Annotated in this window: 14 protein-coding genes; 8 read left to right on the top strand and 6 right to left on the bottom strand. The window is 44.6% G+C overall.

Annotated features, from left to right (window positions below):
* Window positions 1-398 precede the first annotated feature (398 nt).
* Complete coding sequence (locus tag BGP76_RS18745; protein WP_147407523.1) at window positions 399-1,847, top strand: polysaccharide lyase family 7 protein; 1,449 nt, start codon at window positions 399-401, stop codon at window positions 1,845-1,847.
* Between the two features lie 293 nt (window positions 1,848-2,140).
* On the top strand, window positions 2,141-3,061 hold the full coding sequence (locus BGP76_RS18740) for a PKD domain-containing protein (protein WP_158584340.1): 921 nt from the start codon (window positions 2,141-2,143) through the stop codon (window positions 3,059-3,061).
* A 569-nt stretch (window positions 3,062-3,630) separates the two neighbouring features.
* Here BGP76_RS18740 and BGP76_RS18735 read toward each other — a convergent pair.
* From BGP76_RS18735 to BGP76_RS18710, 6 genes are all read right to left on the bottom strand, one after another.
* On the bottom strand, window positions 3,631-4,650 hold the full coding sequence (locus tag BGP76_RS18735) for a sugar kinase (RefSeq protein ID WP_073122875.1): 1,020 nt from the start codon (window positions 4,648-4,650) through the stop codon (window positions 3,631-3,633).
* 195 nt (window positions 4,651-4,845) lie between these two features.
* The gene (locus tag BGP76_RS18730) at window positions 4,846-5,607 is read right to left on the bottom strand and encodes an SDR family NAD(P)-dependent oxidoreductase (protein ID WP_221409910.1); all 762 of its coding nucleotides are present in this window, start codon (window positions 5,605-5,607) and stop codon (window positions 4,846-4,848) included.
* 26 nt (window positions 5,608-5,633) lie between these two features.
* Window positions 5,634-6,899 carry an MFS transporter gene (locus BGP76_RS18725; protein WP_073122877.1) on the bottom strand — a complete coding sequence of 422 codons (1,266 nt, stop codon included), beginning with the start codon at window positions 6,897-6,899 and terminating at the stop codon, window positions 5,634-5,636.
* A gap of 73 nt (window positions 6,900-6,972) precedes the next feature.
* Entirely contained in the window at window positions 6,973-7,344 is a 372-nt protein-coding gene (locus tag BGP76_RS18720; protein ID WP_073122878.1) for a cupin domain-containing protein, read from the bottom strand.
* A 44-nt stretch (window positions 7,345-7,388) separates the two neighbouring features.
* Window positions 7,389-9,566 carry a heparinase II/III family protein gene (locus BGP76_RS18715; protein ID WP_255416158.1) on the bottom strand — a complete coding sequence of 726 codons (2,178 nt, stop codon included), beginning with the start codon at window positions 9,564-9,566 and terminating at the stop codon, window positions 7,389-7,391.
* Between the two features lie 547 nt (window positions 9,567-10,113).
* Complete coding sequence (locus tag BGP76_RS18710) at window positions 10,114-10,857, bottom strand: FadR/GntR family transcriptional regulator (RefSeq protein WP_119845825.1); 744 nt, start codon at window positions 10,855-10,857, stop codon at window positions 10,114-10,116.
* A gap of 368 nt (window positions 10,858-11,225) precedes the next feature.
* Here BGP76_RS18710 and BGP76_RS18705 point away from each other — a divergent pair, with 368 nt between their 5' ends.
* The 6 genes from BGP76_RS18705 to BGP76_RS18680 all read left to right on the top strand — a co-directional run bounded on the left by BGP76_RS18705 (window position 11,226) and on the right by BGP76_RS18680 (window position 22,054).
* A complete protein-coding gene (locus tag BGP76_RS18705; protein ID WP_305000237.1) occupies window positions 11,226-12,905 on the top strand; it encodes a polysaccharide lyase family 7 protein in 1,680 nt (559 codons plus the stop codon).
* A gap of 400 nt (window positions 12,906-13,305) precedes the next feature.
* The gene (locus BGP76_RS18700) at window positions 13,306-14,421 is read left to right on the top strand and encodes a lactonase family protein (protein ID WP_119845823.1); all 1,116 of its coding nucleotides are present in this window, start codon (window positions 13,306-13,308) and stop codon (window positions 14,419-14,421) included.
* Between the two features lie 98 nt (window positions 14,422-14,519).
* Complete coding sequence (locus BGP76_RS18695; protein WP_147407522.1) at window positions 14,520-14,930, top strand: hypothetical protein; 411 nt, start codon at window positions 14,520-14,522, stop codon at window positions 14,928-14,930.
* A gap of 174 nt (window positions 14,931-15,104) precedes the next feature.
* Window positions 15,105-19,022, top strand: coding sequence for an efflux RND transporter permease subunit (locus BGP76_RS18690; protein WP_119845821.1), 3,918 nt, complete (start codon window positions 15,105-15,107; stop codon window positions 19,020-19,022).
* Between the two features lie 13 nt (window positions 19,023-19,035).
* Window positions 19,036-20,280: a TolC family protein gene (locus BGP76_RS18685; protein ID WP_119845987.1), complete on the top strand. Its 1,245-nt coding sequence runs from the start codon at window positions 19,036-19,038 to the stop codon at window positions 20,278-20,280.
* A 1-nt stretch (window position 20,281) separates the two neighbouring features.
* Entirely contained in the window at window positions 20,282-22,054 is a 1,773-nt protein-coding gene (locus tag BGP76_RS18680) for an efflux RND transporter periplasmic adaptor subunit (RefSeq protein ID WP_119845820.1), read from the top strand.
* The last annotated feature ends 45 nt before the right edge of the window (window positions 22,055-22,099 follow it).

Here is a 22,099-nt window from a genome sequence, read left to right as displayed (position 1 = left end):
TATCTGAAATGAGAAAACTGAGACAAAAAATAGCACTGAGTAGTCCCTATAAAGTCATATAGTAGGACAGCCCAGAGAATAGCACAAAAACAAGTGTCCACATAAAATAGCCAGTTTCCAAGCTAGCAAAGCTTGGCCTAGAAACAACTCAAACACTACAAAACCTCTTACAACAAGCTGAATTCCAACTCAAAACATTTTCCAACAACTCCCCCAATCATTCTCAAGCGCAGTATCTATTACAAATAGACAGGTTTTCCATTTGGAATAGATGTCGTTACAAAACACAATTGGTAAACCAATTGTGTTTTATTTAGTGATCCAATTGATTATGGATCAATTATTACTTAGGTTTGTTTTACTCATTCGAGAAGAAGACTAAAGAAAAAAGAACGATTATGAAGCAGTATTTACTACTATTGGGCTCATGGAGCCTCCTAGCGTTAATATGGAGTGGATGTAAGGAAGATGAGCAACCCGAAGCATTATTAAACGACGCAAAACAAATAGAAACCTTTGTACTAGAAGAGCTAGATCCAGAGGTAGATGGGGTCATCACTGATAACGTGATAGACCTAACCGTACCCTTCGATACAGATGTGACCGCTTTAACGCCTAGCATCACCATATCAGACAAAGCTACGGTCTCTCCCGAGTCAGGAACTAGTCAAAACTTCAGTTCCTCGGTAGACTATACTGTAACAGCAGAGGATGGCACTAGCCATACATATTCAGTAACTGTCAGCAAAGAAGCTGCTCCACTCAGTGACAGCAAAGAGATTATATCATTCACATTCGAAGATCTAGATCCAACGGTACCAGGTGCCGTGGATAATAAGTATCAAGAAGTACACGCGTGGGTTCCTTATCAATCTAGTCAAAGTGCACTCACCCCGACACTAGTAATCTCAGAAAAAGCAAGTATCTCTCCAGAATCAGGCGTGACACAGGATTTTAGCAACCCGATCACCTATACTGTCACTGCAGAGGATGGTTCAACTCAAGAATACATCGTCACAGTACATCAAGACGAAGACGGTACGGGCACTCCACACTCGGTACTACACATGCGTGGACTATGGAAACTAACATTACCCCTGAGCAAAAGTGGAGAATACGTCACAGACAACCAACCAGGCGATGCACTCGAGATCAAGCCTGACGAACTATTGACCTATTCAGAAAGTACTTATGGATTTTTCGAAACAGTACAGGACGATGCTGGTAAAGACATAGGTGTCAAATTTGCCACCAACTGTGGAGGAGCAAGAACATCAAGTGGTACCTATTACCCCAGAACAGAGCTACGCGAGTACAACAGAAGTGGTAACAATGACTGGAGCAATGAAGGCAGTACCATGCACCGCATGTATCTACGCCAAGCTATCACCAAAGCCCCTACACAAAAACCGCAGGTCGTAGCAGGACAAATACACAATGGTGACGACCAGATATTGATACGGTATACTGGAAATAGCCCAGGGAAATACACGCGGAGCACCGATGACCCTTGCTTAGGCACTATTACTCAGGAAGGTGACCCTGATGATAACACTGGCTACCTCGCCTGTTTTTACGAAAACAGTAAACAAGTCGTAGCGTTAGATCTAGATTATACCTTGGGGGAGATTTTTGAACTTGAAATAATAGCACAAAACAACCAAGTGATCGTCAACTACAACGGTGAGAACAAACTGATCTGGGACAAAACCTTGAAAAACTGTTACTTCAAAGCAGGGTGCTACTCTCAATCCAGTGCTCAAAACCAATGCAACGGAAAGAGTTCTCCTGATGAAGATCCCGATCAACTCGCAGAAGTCGTAATCTACGACATGGAACTCCTGTAATAGAGACAATTAATTGAGTTAACCAAAATAGAATTTATTGATGTAATAAGACTTACGTCAAGGTTCTATGTGTCCAAAATCATTTTTGGTTATTCAATTTTTGACATACCAAAACAATGGCAGGTTGATAAAAACACTATTTAAAGACATTAAAGAAGATATTTTGAACCAATAATGATAATTATTTTGGATTAACCACAAGAACAGACTATATTGGTATACCAATTTTTGGAACACCATTCAAGATTGGAAAAGCAAGACTATTTTATAAACTATTAAAATTAAGAATGATTATGAAACAAACATTTCTAACTAAAAACAAGGTGGCAGCCTTTTTCACTAGAGGATTTCTAGCATCACTATTTGCTATGAGTGTACTAGTATTTGCAACATCATGTGGCGAAGAAAGTGGCAGTGATGAGCCAGCATTACCTCCAGCAGCAGCATTCAGTGCTGAAGTAGATGTATTTGAAGTTACCTTCATCAACGCTTCCACAGGAGCAGCTAGCTACGCATGGAATTTCGGTGATGATTCTGAAGGTTCTACTGATCAGAATGTAATCCATACCTACACGTCTCCTGGATCTTATGACGTTACTTTAACCGTGACAGGTGAGGACGGTACAACTAGCGAAGCGACCAACACTGTAGAAATTGTGATCCCAGAGGCGTCATTCAGAAATGGGACCTTTGATGAAGCAGGTTACGAATCAGATGTACTGAAAGACATCTACCAAACAAACAATGATGAGTGGGAACTACCTGCAGAACATGCTTGGGATGACGATGCATTCAGATGTGGTGGTATGACTAGTGATGGAGAGAAGCTAGAGGACGGTACCAAAACAAACGGTATCAAATTCAACGATCCATTGAGAGGTGCTTATCAGAAAATCACTGTAGTACCAGGCGCAACATACGAAGTAAGCTTCCGTGCCTCTACTGAGTCAGTAGATGTACCTGCAATTGACAAAGTAACGGCTTGGTTATTGAAAGGCGACATCCATTCAGAGACTGAGATCACAGCAGATAACACATACACTTCTGTAACAGTAGTGAGTTATGCTGATGCAGCTAAGGCTAACTTCCAGACTTACACTATGCAGTTCACTGCGGAGACCGAAGAGCTACTGTTCTTCATGAAGAGTGTAGACCCTAATGCTAATGGTGACGCAGAAACTTGGATTGATAATGTTACAATTACTATTCAGTAAGAAATAAATTGTATCTCGTTTACAAAAGGCTTGAGAGTTTCTCAAGCCTTTTTTTATACCCAATATTTAATCAAAACTCAACCCCAACGTAAACAACCACAAACCAAACCCACTCATTACTAACAACCTAAATTCGGTTCTGAAAAAGGCTCAACAAAAGTACTAAAGCCATTTCTGACAATTCGAACGCTAACCTTTTTGAAAAACGGAACCATTGAAATGTCGTAAGGGAGAGTGAGACCTCCCATACATCACCTCTTGCTTTTGTCATTTCACAGTGCAGCGTAAAAATCTAAAGCGTTATGCAAATTGATACTGACTTGAAAAGACAGTTGACTTTTCCTTTGGAATGCATGCTTTAAAAGCGAATCTGTGGAATCGTTTAGATTTTCCCTATGTGATTTAACTCGTGAAAACGAGCGTTATAGTAGTTTACTATGATTCAGCTAGATACCACAAAAAAAGAGAGCAACCGCTTGCTCTCTTTAAAAAATATTGACTGAATAAATAGAAATCTTTGTTTTGACACTACCTGACCCGTAAAGACCACCTAGATCGCGCCAGGTCTATTATCTCTTTACACCCTGATTATCTCCATCTACAATAGCCATAATTTCTTGGCTCGTGGCGAGATTCAGGTCTCCCGGTATGGTATGTTTCATCGCAGAACAAGCGATGGCATAGTCGATGGTTTTGTATAGATCATGTTCGAATTGGATCAACCCATAGATGATCCCAGAGGTCAGTGCATCACCACTGCCCACTCTATCCAAAATATCTGGAATATCAATCACTCTACCTTCGTAGACGTTGTGCTCGTCAAATATAGCCGCAGAGATCTTGTTGTGGCTCGCACTTATGGTTCTACGCCACGTCACCACCACATTTTTGAGATTGGTAAAACGACTCGTCAACACCTCACCGAGATGCGCAGTACTAGACCGCAAGTCATACGGACATTCTTCGATTCCAAATAGTTCCTTGATATGTTCCTCATTGCCAAGCAAGATATCGCACTCCTCGATCAATTCAGGCAGTACTTCGTTGGGTTTTCTACCCCAGTTCCACAGTTTCTTTCGGATATTGAGATCTACAGAGATCGTCATCCCTAGTGCTCGCGCTTCTTTGATCGCTTCCAAGAGCAAATTGTACGCCTGCTCACTAACAGCAGGTGTCACCCCAGACCAGTGCAACCAATCATACCCTTTGAGTATCTCTTTCCAATCAAAATCCCCAGGTTTGGCTTCCGCAAATGCAGACTGCTCACGATCGTAGATCACGTTGCTAGAGCGCAGCATGGTACCCGTCTCATGAAAGTAGAGTCCTAGGCGTCTGCCCTGCATAAGTACATCCGATACATCCACACCAGATTTTTGCATGTGTCCACGCGCCGCTCTTCCGAGATCATTGTCTGGCAAAACAGTGACGAACTTTGAAGGCATCCCCATCTTGGTCAAGTTGACTGCCACGTTGGCCTCTGTCCCACCATAAGACGCTTTGAAGGCATTGGCCTGTTCGAACCGTGCCTGATTCGGTACATCCAAACGCATCAACAATTCTCCAAACGTGATTACTCTTTTCTTTGACATCTGACTTTAGTTTTAATTCGAGTCCAAAATTAAGACTGAGAAAAACAAAATTCTCTTCCTTGAACACCCAATACTATTCAAAAAAAAACGTCCTACCTACCAGCGGCAGGTAGGACACGCTTCCTAAATATTTCGATTCTTTAAGAAAACGATCTTCGTTGAATCAAGCCGACTCGCCCGATTCGATTACATTCCTTAAATTCCTAAAGCTTGACCTCCACCGATTTGGATCGTCTCAGCCGTGATGAAAGAAGCATCATCACTACCTAAGAAAGCCACAACAGAAGCAACTTCTTCTGGCTCACCGATTCGTCCCAACAAAATGTTGTTTTTCCATGAAGCAAACACTTCCGGCTTAGTCGCTTTGATTTGGGCATGGAATGGTGTGTCAATCGTACCAGGAGATACTGCATTCACTCTAATTCCATATTCTGCCAAATCTTTGGCAAGTGCTCTCGTGATCGCGTGTACTCCTGCTTTAGACGTACCATAGACACCTGCTCCAGGTCCACCTGCGTTCCATCCAGCGTTTGATGTATAGTTGATAATCGACGCATTTTTTCCTTTTTTGAGGAAAGGGATAGCCGCTCTTGATGCAAAAAACACTGAATCCAAATTCAAAGCCATAACAGATCTGTAAAACTCAGTAGTCATTTCCTCAAATCTAGCTCTTCCACCTAGACCTCCTGCGTTATTTACGAGAAGATCAATCTTACCGTACTTCTCACCGATTTTGGTGATATTTTCAGTGACAGCTTCATCACTAGTCACGTCAAACCCGACGTACTCTGCTGTTATCCCTTCTGCCTCAAGCGCTTTTACTCTTTCCGCTCCTTTTTCTTCTTCAATACCATTCAAAACAACAGTATATCCCTCTTTTCCTAACCTTTTTGCTACTGCAAAACCTATTCCACCTGTAGCTCCTGTCACTACGGCCACTTTACCTTCTGACTTCATAATTGTATTAATTTTAATATCTAGTTCTATTTTATTTCTATTCTTTTGATCTCCTTACAAAGGACAAATATTGCGATCACACTCAAGGGTACGAATGCACCGATGATCACGAAAGCAGGCGTATAAGACGTCTCTGTAATAAAGGGGATGAGAAAATTCATTCCAATCACACAAAACAGACCGACTGTTCCTCCAAAACCAGCCAATGCCCCCACAGATTTTCCACTGAGCAAATCACTCGGTATAGTCTGGACATTGCTAATCGAAAACTGGAAGCCGAAAAGGACCACTGCGACAATCCCTACAAATTTTTCTGGCGTATTGGCAATAAAAATAGTGGCCAACAGTCCCAAGAACATCAACACAGCACCAATCGAAATCGTCGTTTTACGTGCTTTGTCTACTCCTTTGCCTTGTGCGATCAACTTGCCAGCAAACCACCCTCCAGACATACTACCTATGGCGGCTCCTACATAAGGCACCCAAGCAAACATCCCGATTTCTTTGACATCAAAACCATAGGTATCAGCCAAATAAATAGGCATCCATCCCGCAAACAACCACCACAGTGGCTCCAAGAAAAAACGAGATGCCGGTACAGACCACGCTTCTTTATGCGACAGTATTTCTCTCAATGACAATGCCTTCTCATCCTCGTCTCTAGTCTCTACTGGTTGATCAGACAAAATATGCTCCTGCTCCTCCGAAGTAATCCAAGGGTGTTTTTTAGGTGATGCCTTGTTGATGATCAACCATGGAATAACCCACAAAAACACCAAACTACCTACAATCACAAAAGTGACTCTCCATCCAAATCCGAGGTAGAGCATCGCAATCAATGGCGGTGCTATCACAGACCCCATAGAGGCTCCAGCATTAAAGATCCCCTGTGCCATAGCCCTCTCCTTCGCAGGAAACCACTCTGCATTACTCTTAACCGCCCCAGGCCAGTTACCTGCCTCTGACACACCGAGCATCACTCGAAACACCCCAAACGACAACAACCCTGAAGCCAAAGCATGCATCGCCGTGGAAATCCCCCACGCCATGATACTGACCACATAACCCATTCGTGTACCGATTTTGTCAAACATCCGTCCCGAAACAGATTGACCGATCGCATAAGCTACCATGAATACGTTTAGCATGATAGAATAATGATGCTTGGTAAACCCTAGTTCCTCAGATATCCCAGGCCACATCACACTAATGGCCGTTCTGTCTATATAATTGATCACAGTGGCCAAAAAAATCAATATGATGATCCACCACCTTAGTCCTTTCACTTTCATAATCTCTGCTTTTCAAAGCCCCATGGCCTCACCCCTCTCAGCATGAGAGGCATTTAGACCGAAGCACGGTTTACTATTTTTTTCCAAAATATGATACTTCCCCACCCTCAAGAAAATCCTCTCTCACTGGGCTGAAAACATCAATAAGAATACCTGCTTCGAGACAGATGGCTCCATGCAATAAATTAGGCTCGATGTAAACACCATCTCCTCCTTTGACAATCTGCTTTTCACCATCTATGGTAAATTCAAACTTGCCCGAAGCACAGTAGGTTGATTGAGTATGAAAATGAGCATGTGGTGTACCTTCAGCCCCCTTTTCGAACTTCACTTGTACCATCATGATCTGATTGTCAAATCCCAAGAACTTGCGAGAGACACCTCCACCTAGTTCTTCCCATTCCATCTTATCAGTTAAAATAAATTTCTCACTAAATCGCTTCATAATATCCTTTTGTTTTCCCTGTTAATGATCCTTAAACACTACGCTTACATGACCTGATAGTCATACGCTCCGGTCCAAGACACTTTTTTAGATTCTATTGTTATTTCATGTGACTGATCAGCAGCACTATCGTTGCGACAAAGCACCAGTTGCAGTGTACCACCCTCATGTCTGATCTGTACTGCTGTATAATCATCAGATTGATAGATCACATCTATACCCGTTACTTTCGAAAATGCATCCTCAGACAGCTCGCTCACCGCAGAGTAGCTACCATGTGACTCCAATACCGAAGCAAATACAGCATGATCGGCCTTTCTCCTCAGCATAAACATCGGATCTGCCCTCAAATTGAACTTGGGATCATTAGCGCCTATACGGCCAAAAAGAAACTCATCCGAAGTGTCCGTCGAGGCAGTCCATGAATAGAACTGCTGGTTGTTCATCCAAGTCACCTTCGTCTGATTGGGCAACTTATCAGCTTTGGCCACTTCCCAGAGGTGCTGATAGCCAAATTGATCCCCCATAGGTGCTAGTGTAGCACGTGTCTCATAGACCATGTTAGCCGATAGCAACTGACCAAAATAATAGTAGGGCAGATCATAAGTATTGATCTCGTCCGAATCGATATCAAACACATCTACGAGTAATGGCTTAGCGAATGACGAATCTGCTATCAACGCAATCGTACGTTGCATCCTCACGCCATCATAAGCCCCTGTATCCTTTGCGCTAGCGATTTGAATATTCTTCTTAGAATCATCAAAGAAGAACCTATCCGAGTGTCGTTTGTTCGCCACATCTATGTCAGCACCATAGTTAGTCGTTTGGTTCACGACTACCGTGTTATGCGCTACGGTTTGCTTGGCAAAAGTCTTGTTTTCTTTGAGGTATCCTCCTCCATTTTTTTGTTCGATGTTGACGAAACGAGAGACACCATAATCTTGTAGTACCTCTTCACCGTTTTCGAAAAGTGAGTAAGATAATTTGTCGTAGTGTCCATGCCCCATCCCTTGTGCAGTGTATTTAAATACCGCGTTGAGATCTCCTCCAGTATGATTCATGCGCAATATTGCTAGTCCACCTTCGGATCCATCAGCTCCATCCTTGAGTTCCATAGACTTAGGTACAAATGCCTGTGTTTTACCTTGGCTGATTGCCTCTGCCACACTAAAACCCGTCACGTCTAGCAATACACGCCCTTGCTTCTCAGCGATCGAGAGCAATTCAGGATTTTGATCTCCAAAATGATAGATAATATCCACTGCCGATACCAACTCACGAGAATAGTAGGACATTCCCTTCTGCGCGTCATTGATCGGGTAAAACTCCCCATTGCTATCTGTTAGGTTTAGCAGCGCATACACTGCTTTGGATAAGATTCCATCTCGATGCTCAAATATTTTCAGATCAGGTCTAGCATTTTGCAAACTCGCAGCAAACACCACAAACGGGTAAATAGCATAACGCTGGTAATAAGGTCCCTCCGCATAAAAGCCATCAGGAGAAAACAACAAATCCATCTGCGCCAAGAACCCCGCCCGCTCTTGCCCTTCTTCTTTGATCGAGCCACCATCATTGTCTTTTGCGGCGGTATCCAGCCCATCCTCCTCTAGACCATAGAGCGCACGCTTGACCAATACGGTATCATTCATCACCAACCCAATCATCCCTACACCTGCGTTGGCCCATGTACTGTGGTTATGTATTCTATTAAAGAATTGTGGTGTTTCTATAGATAGGAAATTAGCATAAGGTCTAAAAAGATTGGTCTCTAAAAACGCCTTTTCGTCTGCATTCAAACGATCATAGATGCAATCATACGCCTGACTAGCATATACGAGCCAGTTGGCATCATTGAGACACTGCCAGAATAGCTTGCCTCGTGAATAAGATTTTTCGCTAGGGTGTCTGTCCAGTGTGGGAAACATCTCAGCATACTCACGCAACATATCATGCACATAGACAGCATACTTCTCCTCTCCTGTAACCCTATAGAGCTTTCCAGCTCGTTGCATAGTTAGATAGTTGAGCTTGTGACGCTCATGAGTATACCCTCCTGCTAGATCTTTGGGGATAGGCACTTCGATACCATTAGCGATCTGAGCATCTACCTCTTTGATCGCCTGATCCATAGACTGCTGAAACAGCTGGACACTACTATACTGTTCTTGCACAGTGGACAAAGATGCCGCTGTAAACAAGATACTTTTGTGTTTCAAAGTTGTTGTTTTATGCTCCGAATCGCATGATACGATCGAGCATAAAAACAACAAATTCAAACAACTAATTAAACTAGTACGATATATCACTAATGCTATCTTCACCATTCTTCTTTTAATAGTAAGTGTCTTAAAATTCTTAGGTTAGAGTCGCCATATTTGACAATTGGACACAGCTCACGCTAGGCATATCATCCAAATACTCCTAAAACCGTACAATAGTGGAACATCAAGTACATCAACTCACAGCACCACGCTGTACATACAATTAATAAATCTGAGTACTGCTTCTACAATAGAAGCCTGATTAGGCTCTCTTTACTTGCCAATTAGAGTCAAAAATGATTCTGAAAGAGAGCATTTGGGAGGGGAAAAAGACATAGCTAAAATTTTAGATATCTTGCCTATCTTTGTAAATAGTGGTTAATCGAACACAATGACAATACCGACGACCAAATTGATATTTTAATTGGTAAGATTTTCCCCTGAATGGATTAGCCCTTGGTTAATCCATTCTTCTTTTAATTCGTTTTTACGCCATGTTCCTTTATCTCTTTTTTCCGTTACTACGATTAAAATCCTCCACTTGAAGCGTATTTGAGAAATCCAAAATGTCACTTAAATGAGCACGCATAGCCTGAGTAGCTCCTTCTATATTTTTTTCCTTGATGTGAAACAAGATAAGCTCATGCTCTTCTAGGGCAGATACTGATCTCCCGTCACCACAGGCATCTAATTCGTTATAATTGGTAAGTATATCTGGCGTAATCACCAACATGAGCGATTTCAGCACCGAGTTCTTACTTGCTTCAGCTATTTTCAAGTGAAACATCAAATCTTCGTCCACTGCATAGACAGACGCTGCTTTCTTATTTTTATAAGCTAGCAAAGCCTCCTCTATACCCGCCAAATCCTCCTCAGTTCTATTTTGAGCAGCTAGCGCAGCAGCATTGGTTTCTAATATAACTCTGGTCTCCACGAGAGATCTAAAATCCTTAACTTCTAACCTGAGTACATCCGTAATCAAGCCTTCTAGAGCAGTCATTCCTAGACCTGCTACTACAGTCCCGCTTTGTGGTAGCGTTTTTAGGATACCATAGAACTCCAATTTCTTAATAGCATCTCTGACATGAGACCTCCCCACGCCCAATGCCTCACATAATTTTCTCTCTGGTGGGAGTTTATCTCCAGGCATCAGTTGTCCAGACGTAATCAACTCCTTGATCTGATTGATAATCTTGTCGACCGGCGTTTCTATGACGATCTGTTTAAAGTTATTCAGTAATTCCATTCGATGTTTTCTTGACTCTTATTAATTGGTTGACCAATTTATGTATTTTTGATCAGGATACAAATTAATCCCTCCATATTTTTATGGATTTGAAAAAAATACATGCTTTTTTATCACAATTTTTTATGCGTTAAAACACCAAATAAGACATAATTTTTATATAAAACACTTATTTAAAGACTGTTACAACCATTCCTATATTTTGAAATAATAAATATTCTAACGTAATTGCTTTTGGACAACCAATAATTGATTACCCAATCAATAGGTTGACCGACATGATTACTATTAAATTTTCCACTTTTAAAGCATTTATGATGAAAGACTATTTTTATGTAGGATGGAAACACGCAACTAAGGTTTCCTCAATGGCCGTAATAGCCTCAGCACTTCTGTTTTCTACACAGTCATGTGACGAGAATATGGCAGAACCAGACATCCGTTTATCTAACGCATTATCAGCAGCAGGTGATCTGGTAAACATTACTAACCCAGGATTCGAAAGCGACTGGACGGGATGGACCGATACAGATCCATCAGCGACTTCTGGAGATTCACACAATGGTTCCAAATCTGCTAAAATCACCGGGAGTGATGGTAAAGTAGAACAAACCCTGACTGTAAATACCAATACCGACTATACGCTATCAGCATATATACTCGAAGCAGGCACGATTGGTGCAAATGTAGGTGGCACGAATTATAGCGATGGCGGAGACTATAACGACTGGACACAGGTAACCGTTAGTTTCAATAGTGGTTCCAGTACGAGCATCACGATCTACGCAGCCTACAACGGAGGCACAGGGCGGTTCGATGATTTCGAGTTGATAGAAGGCGCTGGTAGCACTGACGCTGCAGAACCAACGGAAGGTAAGTTGTCAGTTAGCAGTGTATCAGCCTCCGCAGACGATGGCAATGTCCCAACAAATACCCTTGACGGAGATTTAGACACTAGGTGGTCAGCGAATGGATCCGGCCAGTATATCACCTATGATCTCGGTTCTTCTCAAACCGTCAGTAGTGTCAAAGCAGCATGGTACAAAGGTGACCAACGTAGCTCTACCTTCAAGATTCGAGTAGGCAACAGCACTTCATCGCTCACAGAAGTATATTCTGGTTCATCCAGCGGTAGCTCCAATAACCTAGAGACCTACAACTTCGATGCAACAGAGGTTCGCTACATCCGGATCACAGGCCTCGGCAATAGCTCGAACACTTGGAACAGTATCACCGAAGTAGAAATCTACGGCGAAGCACAAGACGGGGGTACTGATCCTGTAGATCCAGTAGATCCGACTGATCCTGGCTCAGCAAATGTACCATCTGATCTAATGGACAACTGCAACCAATGGAAAATCACTTACCCGAATGGTGAAGAAGACAAAACGCTGTGCAACGAAAGCAACAATGAGTATTTTTATGTGAATGATGATCAAAATGCAATCGTGTTTAGAGTTCCGATCAGAAGCAACAACGGATCTACCCCTAATTCGGATTATATCCGGTCTGAGTTGAGAGAAAGAACCGAATCTGGAAGCTCTGACATATACTGGACGACTTCAGGTACGCACGTAGTGTACTCGAAACAAGCGATCACACATTTACCTATCGTCAAAGATCACCTTGTTGCCACGCAAATCCATGGAAATAAATCTGATGGTATCGATGACGCAATGGTATTGAGACTAGAAGGTTCTCACTTATTCCTAAGCTTCAACGGAGGCAAACTGAGAGATGATGTCACAGTCTCTACCAACTACTCATTAGGTACAGTACATGAAGTCATCTTCGAGGTAATCGATGGTAAGCACTATTGCTACTATAGCGAAGATGGTAATCTAGCAAGTGCTTACGCCAATGGGAACGCGTCCAACTATCTAGTGAAAGATGGCAACAACAATTACGTGATGGACAAGAGCTATGGAGAAGCCTATTTCAAAATCGGTAACTACACGCAAAGTAACGCAGATAAAGAAGGCAGCGAAACTGACAATCCAAACAACTATGGGGAGGTCTTAGTATACGACTTCTATGTGAGCCACTAAAACAAACGTGGAGGAATAGAAAGAAAGAAAAAGCGGACTCAGATGAGTCCGCTTTTTCTTTCTCCATTGTTAGATTACCCCTACAATTGTCGGATCAATCCGTATTTCTGAGGAGAGATCGAGGATTACTTCGTGATTCAAGATTCATTGTTCGAAATTCATGATTATTTTTCGTAAATAACCATCTCTTATAAGTCCTTGAGGTTAATTTGAATGATTGGAATAAAAATATCGAACCTGTCTACCGAGTTTACCCCCACAACTTCACAGACTGATCCCAATTGTCTTCATAATGTTGATTTCTTAGCTTTATGACATGTAGAGCGTTTAAAAAATGTAGCATTACAATTTAGAGGAAATCATCCCCCCTTTCACCCTACAATCCACTAATTTTCCAGCTATGAACCGAAGAACATACTCCTCCGCACTCATCATTCTTCTTTTAGGAATACTGCTAATGACTTGTGAGCCTGCACCAGACCGCTACTGGGTCTATGTCTCGTCCAATGACGCCACATCCACTGCAGGAATCGATCGCTACCTCTGGACACCAGCAGACGGACAGTTAATCCATCAGGGACTAGACTCCACCACCCATACCACGTCATATCTAGCCATCGACTCATCAAACCATCACCTCTATTCTATAGACGGCTCAGGCGTCCATTCCTTCTCCATAGCCCCAGAGACTGGCATTCTGTCACCCATCAACTCTCAAGTACACCAAGGCAAAGGTCCCTGCTACATCAGCATCAGCCAAAACCAACGCTATCTCATGGTCGCCTACTATGGATCAGGAGAAGTCGCCACTTTCGGGATAGAACCAAATGGCAAAATTGGCTCAGAAATCAGCCGCATCAGACATCATGGTTCTAGCGTTCACGAGCGACAGTCTTCACCACACGCACACATGATCATCCCAGCACCCGCTGGTGATTTGGTCTATGTGACTGACTTAGGAACAGACCAAATCCTGAGTTACCCTATCTCAGAGGCTGGAAAACTCGACGAAGTACCTGTATCGACTACCTCCGCAGTAGCAGGTTTTGGACCGAGACATTTGGTTTTTCATCCCAAGCTACCCTGCCTATATGTACTAGCCGAGCTCACCGGACATGTCATGGCATTTGAACATGACCCAAGACTAGGCATCACTCATCCGATAGACACGATCAGTATTCTCCCTGCTGAGTTTAAAGATTTCAACAAATCCGCAGACATCCATCTTTCTGCAGATGGACAGTACCTATACGCTTCCAACCGTGGAGACAACAGCATAGCCATCTCTGGCATCAACCCAGATGGTTCGCTGACCGATCCTACTTTCAGTAGCTCTGGAGGTATATGGCCAAGAGCTTTTGAGATAGACCCTTCGGATCAGTTTGTGTTAGTCGCCAACAAACGCTCTGCCAGCATCAGCGTGTTTGAGCGGAATACCCAAACGGGGCTACTGACCCATACTAACACCACGGAGACCGCCGTAGCACCACAGTGTATCAAGTTCTTGAAACGCTAGAACCAGAAAACCACATACTCCCTTAGCACACCTAACCTTATAAGAGCAAATCAAAATTCTATAAATCTCTATTCGTATATTTCCGTACATTTGTATCAGTGAAAAGAATCATCGCCATATCGCTCTCCATGCTCTTGCTGCTCAGCAACATGGGACTAGCTATCTCCACGCACTACTGTGGAGGCAAGGCGGTGCAATCTCAGCTTGCGATAGGTCAGGCGCATTTGGACTGTGGCATGATGGAGACTCTACCTCCAGTCTGCACACAAACACAACTGAGCAAGACCATGAACTGCTGTGAAAACAGCTACCTGTCTTACGAGCTGCAAGATGACTTCAAGCTTGCACTATCTAGTTTCTCTATCAACCTAGATTTTGTCTATGTATTGGCATTCACTTTCATTGATTTTCATTTATCTGATGTAGACCAATTCGTAGCATACTCGGATTACTCTCCCCCACTACTGCATCAGGACATTCCCGTCTTGTTTCAGTCTTTTCTTATTTGATATTCCTCTGAGTTAATCCTATTAGGATTTTAATAATGCCCCGTGTTCTGTGTGTCACAGAACACCGTAGCAGTATTTTGGTTTGTGGGTCACAAACCATGGTTAAGATTTGCGAATCACAAATCAAGGTTAACACAGCGTAATTCATCTATTTCATAGCATTAAGAAAAGAACATGCTTAACAAAATCATCCGTTACTTTTTGGACAATCCATTGGTCACCAGCTTGCTGCTGGCAGCATTGGTGGGCTGGGGACTGGTTACAGCGCCCTTTGGTTGGGACACTGGTTTTCTGCCCAAAGATCCCGTACCTGTGGATGCCATTCCAGACATCGGCGAGAACCAACAGATCGTATTCACGGAGTGGAAAGGTCGATCACCTCAGGATATCGAGGATCAAATCACCTACCCGCTCACTACTTCCTTGCTAGGAATCCCTGGCGTGAAATCCATCCGAAGCTCCTCCATCTTTGGTGTATCCAGCATCTACATCATCTTCAACGAAGACATAGAGTTCTACTGGTCTCGGTCGAGGATATTGGAGAAACTCAATTCTCTGCAGGCTGGTCTTTTACCAGAAGGTGTGCAACCCTCCCTCGGACCTGATGCCACAGCACTTGGTCAGGTATATTGGTACACGCTGGAGGGACGCGATCCAGAGGGCAATCCTACGGGTGGTTGGGATCTGCACGAACTGCGAACGGTGCAGGACTTCTATGTCAAGTATGGATTAAATGCCGTGGATGGTGTGTCTGAAGTCGCTTCTATTGGAGGGTTTGTCCAAGAATACCAAGTGGATGTCAATCCCAATGCACTCCGAGCCTACAACATCACGCTCTCACAAGTCATGTCTGCGGTACGCCAATCCAACCGAGATGTCGGTGCTAAAACCATAGAAATCAACCAAGCCGAATACCTCGTCCGTGGCTTGGGGTATGTCAAGTCCGTCGAAGACATAGCGCTGGCAGTCGTGACAGTCAACGACAATGTCCCTATCCGCGTGCAAGATGTTGGTGTGGTGAGTTTAGGCCCAGCGACTCGTCGAGGCTTACTGGACAAAGACGGCGCAGAAGTCGTCGGTGGCGTGGTAGTCGCCCGCTATGGCTCCAATCCTCTCGCCGTGATCAACCAGGTCAAGGACAAAATCCAAGACATCTCTCCCGGCCTACCCAAAAAGACCCTCGCCAATGGTGTAGAGAGTCAGTTGACCATCGTGCCGTTCTACGACAGGACACAGTTGATACAGGAGACTTTGGGTACGTTGGAGGAAGCTTTGTCGCTGGAAATCCTGATTACGATACTCGTGGTGATCGTGATGGTGTTAAACCTTCGGGCCTCTCTGTTGATCTCTAGTTTACTGCCGATTGCAGTGCTGATGGTCTTCATCGCGATGCGTTACTTTGGCGTGGATGCCAACATTGTGGCTTTGTCTGGGATTGCGATTGCGATTGGAACCATGGTCGATCTAGGCATCGTCCTGTCCGAAAACGTGATCAATCACATCCAAGAAGCCCCCAAAACACAAGCCCTCAAAGAAACAATCTACAAAGCCTCTGCCGAGGTGAGTTCTGCCATCGTCACTGCTGTTGCTACTACCATCGTCAGTTTCATTCCCGTCTTCACGATGGAAGCTGCGGAGGGTAAGTTGTTTCGTCCTTTGGCTTTTACCAAGACCTTCGCACTGCTGGCTGCTCTGTTTGTTTCGCTGATCATTTTGCCCACGCTTGCACGATGGTTTTTTGGGATGAAAATCAACAAAAAGGCAGTCGCCAAAGTGCTGAATGGAATCATGCTGGTTGGCGGATTAGTCGTAGCGCTATGGGTTTCGTTATGGGCTGGTATGACGCTGGTAGCATTTGCCGTGGCGTGGTTTGTCAATGAGTACGACAGTTATCGCCCTTGGGCTATTCGAAATGCCTCGGTACTGATCGCGTTGTTCTCGGTCACTTGGCTGCTGGCTAAATATTGGATGCCTCTTGGGGCAAGTGAAAGCACTGCTTTCAACTTCTTTTTTGTGACCCTGCTGTTGGTGATCATATTGGGCAGTTTTGCTTTGTTAGAAAAATACTACTCTCTCATCCTCGACTGGTGTCTGGCACACAAAAAGACTTTTCTCGCACTCCCGATGCTGTTGATTTCCCTTGGACTAATGACTTGGATTGGGTTCTCAAGCACCTTTGGGTGGGTCGACCGTGGCTTAGATGCTGTGGGGGTCAATGTCCGTACCACCAAGGTTTGGTCTGTGATGAATCACACTTTTCCCGGAATCGGGAAAGAATTCATGCCTTCGCTGGACGAAGGGAGCTTTCTGCTGATGCCGACTTCCATGCCTCATGCAGGAATGACCCAAAACAAAAGAGTCGTGCAGCAGCTGGACATGCTGCTCGCTAACATCCCAGAAGTAGAACTGGCAGTAGGGAAAATGGGAAGAGCAGAAACGGCACTCGATCCCGCGCCGATTTCTATGTACGAAACGGTGATCAATTACCGATCAGAATACCGAGTCAGCGAATCGGGTCACCGAGAAAGATATCTCGTCGATGATCAGGGTGATTACCTGCTCACCGCGATCCAACAGCAGAGCAAAAATATCAGGCGATGGGTGCTGGCCAGAGACAAAACTTGGTTGGTGATGGGTCAAGATACTGTTCATTTGGATAACAGGATGCAAGCAGTCGAATCGGTGGATTTTCCTCTCAATTTTGATGTGATCACTTCGCACCTGATTCCTGATGCAGATGGAGACTATTTCCGCAATTGGCGGGCGCACATCCAATCCCCCGATGATATCTGGCAAGAAATCATCGCTGTAGCAAAAATCCCTGGCGTGACCTCCGCACCCAAGTTGCAACCGATCGAGACGCGTTTGGTGATGTTGCAAACTGGTATGCGTGCACCGATGGGGATCAAGGTTTTCGGTCCTGACTTGAAAACCATCGAGGCGTTCGGGCTGCAATTGGAAGCCATCCTCAAAGAAGTGCCTTCGGTGAAGTCCGAAGCGGTCTTTGCGGATCGGATCGTGGGCAAACCCTACATTCATCTCAACATCGACAGACAAGCCATTGCGAGGTACGGCCTCAGCGTAGAGGATGTACAACAGACGATAGAAACTGCTATCGGGGGGATGCAAATCAGCTCCACGGTGGAGGGGCGTGAGCGATTCCCAATCCGGGTACGCTATCCTCGCGAACTCAGAGATGATCCGAGTGCCTTGGCAGAAATTTACGTCCCCACACCTACAGGCGTGCAAGTCCCGATGGGCGAACTCGTGGATATTGAGTACGTCCAAGGTCCGCAAATGATCAAAAGCGAAAACACCTTTCTGCTAGGGTATGTCCTGCTGGATAAGAAACAAGGCTATGCCGAAGTAGATGTGGTGGAAGAAGCGCAGCGTTTCATCCAAAACAAAATAGATCAAAAGGAGCTGATCATACCTGGAGGTGTGAGCTACAAGTTCTCAGGCAGCTACGAAAATCAGATTCGCGCAGAAAAGCGGCTCGCCATCATCGTTCCTTTAGTCTTAGCAATCATTTTCTTGATTCTCTATTTCCAATTCAAATCCATCTCGACTTCTCTGATGATTTTCACCGGGATTGCGATGGCTTTTAGTGGGGCGTTTTTGATGCTGTGGTTGTATGGACAAGCCTGGTTTTTAGATTTTTCCCTCATGGGAACCAACATGCGTGATCTGTTTCAGATTCATACCATCAACCTGAGTGTGGCTGTTTGGGTCGGGTTCATCGCCTTATTCGGAATCGCCACGGATGATGGCGTGCTGATCGGAACCTATCTCGACTACAGCATGGCACAGCACAAACCATCCAGTATTTCAGCGATCAGAGTGGCGGTAAGAGAAGCAGGTCGCCGACGCATCAAACCTGCCATCATGACCTCTGCCACGACGATTATTGCCTTGTTGCCGGTATTGACATCCACGGGGCGGGGCTCGGACATCATGATCCCCATGGCGATCCCCGCATTTGGTGGGATGCTGGTTGCAGCGATCACTTATTTTATCACGCCAGTATTGTACAGCTGGAGAGAGGAAAGAAAACTAAAGCAGATTCAATTCAATGAAAATGAAAAATCATAAAATGCTTAATAGGATGAAAACAATGTTCAATAGAATCATCTTACTTATGGTAAGCCTATGCTGGATCAATAGCAATCTGACAGCTCAATCCCTGGATGATTATCTACAAACTGCTGCGGAGAATAATCCGGGTTTGAAAGCCAGTTATGCAGAGTTCGAGGCAGCGATGCAGCGGGTTTCACAAGCTCATGCTTTGCCAGATCCTACGCTATCCTTTGGTTATTTCATCAGTCCGATCGAGACACGGTTGGGACCACAGCGCGCCAAGATTTCCTTGACGCAGATGTTCCCATGGTTTGGGACACTGCGCGCCAGAGAAGATGCCGCTGCGAAGATGGCGGAAGCGCGATACCAAACCTTTTTGGATGCTAAAAATGAGTTGTATTTCAAAGTCAAGCAAGCCTACTATCCCATCTATGAAGTCAAGCAGCAGATCCATTGGCAACAAAAGAATCTGGAAATTCTTGCTTCGTACAAGGCACTGTCTACGACTTCTTTTGCGAGCGGGAGGGGCAGTATGGTCGATGTGATCAGGACGGACATCATGATGGACGATACCGAGATGACGATTCAGCTATTGGAGGAAAAGGTTGCTCCCTTGGAGATAGTTCTCAACCGTCTGCTCGACCGTGTAGACACTGCTGCGATCATCGTTTCGGATTCATTGGGCTTGATAGAGAGGATTTCTCCTGTTATTCGAGATAGCCTCTTGGTACAGAATCCTAAATTGCAAGCACTTACACTACAACAAGAAGCTGCCAAGGCCAACGAACGCATGGCAAAAAAAAGTGGTGCACCGCAGTTCGGGGTGGGACTGGACTATGCCTTTGTGGGCAAGAGAGAAGACATGGACGTGCCCGACAATGGTCGGAATGCAATCATGCCTATGATAACCATGACGCTCCCCATCTTCCGAGGCAAGTACAAAGCTGCGGTTCGGGAAGCGCAGCTCACACAAACAGCTTTGGCGCACAGGAGAATGGAAATGACCAATAGTCTCGTATCGAACTACGAAATGGCCGATTATGCTGTCAACCAAGCAGCACAGCTTTACCAACTCTATGACCAACAAATTGTCAAAACGAGACAGGCAATAGACTTGCTCTACACAGCCTACAGCAATTCAGGAAAAGAGTTCGAAGAAGTCCTACGCATGCAACAGCAGTTGCTCAAATACGAAATGGAAAAAGCCACCGCGATCAAAAATTATTACCTCGCTCAGGCACAATTGGATTACCTCACCGCCAAATCAGAATAAGATGAAAAAGATAGATAAACAAACGATAATCATAGCCTTGGCTACTTTGCTAGTAGGCTTTGTGGTAGGAGGGTTGATATTTGGAGGTGGCTCATCTGCACCCAAAGATGAGACCGAACACAGCGAGGTGGCACATAGTGAATGGACCTGCTCTATGCATCCACAGATTCGCCAGGCAGAGCCGGGTCAGTGCCCCATCTGTGGCATGGACTTGATCCCAATAGATACGGATCAAGCGCTGAATACCGATCCCTTGTCTATTAAAATGTCACCTACAGCGATGCAACTAGCGAGCGTGCAAACGGCCAAAGTGGTCTTGCAGCAACCCGTGAAACAACTGCGCTTGACAGGGAAAGTGCAGCCAAACGAACAGCATGTCTCGTCCCAAGTGTCTCACATCACAGGTCGGATCGAAAAGCTGAAAGTCAACTTCACTGGAGAATACATCAAACGCGGACAAGTCATCGCCTACATTTATTCCCCAGAGCTATTGACCGCACAAAAAGAACTGTTTGAAGCGCAGAAAATCAAAGCCACCCAACCTGCATTGTTTCAAGCGGCCAGAGAGAAACTCAAAAACTGGAAGCTGACCGACCGACAAATTGATGGTATTCTCGCTTCAGGAAAACCGGTAGACAATTTCCCCATCCTAGCGGATCAAAATGGTGTCGTGATAGCCAAAAAAATCAACGTCGGAGACCATGTCTCTCAGGGTCAAGCACTCTACGAGATTGCGGATTTATCCCAACTTTGGGTGCTCTTTGATGTCTATGAGCGCAACATGGCTTGGGTCAAAACAGGTGACCAACTTTCGTTCACTATCCCATCCCTTCCCGGAGAAACATTCACTGGTACGGTGAGTTTCATCGACCCTATCATCGACTCCAAATCTCGGGTAGCCAAAGCACGCGTGATTGTCAACAATAACACAGGCAGGCTCAAACCAGAGATGTTTGCGACGGGAATTTTGGAAAGCCTCATCGGACAAGGAGAAGTGTCTGTCGTCGTACCCAAGTCTGCGGTGATGTGGACGGGTCAGCGGTCAATTGTCTATATCAAAATAGGTCAGGGCAACTTCATGATGCGTGAAGTTGTCTTGGGACCTTCGCTGGGAGATAGCTATGTCGTGTCCTCAGGATTGTCAGAGGGAGAGGAAATCGTGGTGTATGGCACATTCAGTGTGGATGCCGCGGCGCAACTGGCTGGTAAACCCAGCATGATGAACAAAGCAGGAGGTACGACCATGACTGGTCATCAGCATGGAAACATGAACATGTCTCAGGAAGAAACAGCTGACAGTCCACAAGAAATCACGGTAGATGCGGATGCCAAAGCTGCCTTGCGTCCTTTGTTAGCCGATTATATGCAGATGAAAAATGCCTTGACGCGAGACAATTACTCTCAGGCGCAAAAAGCTGTAGAACAAATAAAAAAAGACTTGTCAGAAGTTGACATGACAGCCTCCCAAGAAAGCTCTCACCAGCTTTGGATGCAGATTCAACCAAAACTATCAGCATCCATAAGCGCATTGTCCAAATCAATAGACATTCAATCTTTCCGCCAAGCATTCATTGGTTTTTCAGAAAATATGATCAAAGTCTCCATGACTTTCAATCCTACAGACACTAAATTATACATTCAAAAATGTCCGATGGCTAACCGAAATCAAGGAGCAAGATGGATGAGCATAGAAGAAGAGATCAACAATCCTTACTTTGGTAGTGAAATGCCCAAATGTGGCGAGGTAACACACCGATTTGGACATTCTCATTGACAATTGAATCAACGAAAACAAACAATAATTTACAAACTACAAAAG

The organism is Reichenbachiella sp. MSK19-1, from assembly GCF_003590315.1.
GTDB lineage: Bacteria > Bacteroidota > Bacteroidia > Cytophagales > Cyclobacteriaceae > Reichenbachiella > Reichenbachiella agariperforans.
This window is presented reverse-complemented; position numbering and strand designations above follow the sequence as displayed.

What these genes read in the sequence shown, in the direction of transcription:
- BGP76_RS18745 (WP_147407523.1), top strand. Translation starts at nt 399, where the DNA reads ATGAAGCAGTATTTACTACTATTGGGCTCATGGAGCCTCCTAGCGTTA.
- BGP76_RS18740 (WP_158584340.1), top strand. Translation starts at nt 2,141, where the DNA reads ATGAAACAAACATTTCTAACTAAAAACAAGGTGGCAGCCTTTTTCACT.
- BGP76_RS18735 (WP_073122875.1), bottom strand. Translation starts at nt 4,650, where the DNA reads ATGTCAAAGAAAAGAGTAATCACGTTTGGAGAATTGTTGATGCGTTTG.
- BGP76_RS18730 (WP_221409910.1), bottom strand. Translation starts at nt 5,607, where the DNA reads ATGAAGTCAGAAGGTAAAGTGGCCGTAGTGACAGGAGCTACAGGTGGA.
- BGP76_RS18725 (WP_073122877.1), bottom strand. Translation starts at nt 6,899, where the DNA reads ATGAAAGTGAAAGGACTAAGGTGGTGGATCATCATATTGATTTTTTTG.
- BGP76_RS18720 (WP_073122878.1), bottom strand. Translation starts at nt 7,344, where the DNA reads ATGAAGCGATTTAGTGAGAAATTTATTTTAACTGATAAGATGGAATGG.
- BGP76_RS18710 (WP_119845825.1), bottom strand. Translation starts at nt 10,857, where the DNA reads ATGGAATTACTGAATAACTTTAAACAGATCGTCATAGAAACGCCGGTC.
- BGP76_RS18705 (WP_305000237.1), top strand. Translation starts at nt 11,226, where the DNA reads ATGGCCGTAATAGCCTCAGCACTTCTGTTTTCTACACAGTCATGTGAC.
- BGP76_RS18700 (WP_119845823.1), top strand. Translation starts at nt 13,306, where the DNA reads ATGAACCGAAGAACATACTCCTCCGCACTCATCATTCTTCTTTTAGGA.
- BGP76_RS18690 (WP_119845821.1), top strand. Translation starts at nt 15,105, where the DNA reads ATGCTTAACAAAATCATCCGTTACTTTTTGGACAATCCATTGGTCACC.
- BGP76_RS18685 (WP_119845987.1), top strand. Translation starts at nt 19,036, where the DNA reads ATGAAAACAATGTTCAATAGAATCATCTTACTTATGGTAAGCCTATGC.
- BGP76_RS18680 (WP_119845820.1), top strand. Translation starts at nt 20,282, where the DNA reads ATGAAAAAGATAGATAAACAAACGATAATCATAGCCTTGGCTACTTTG.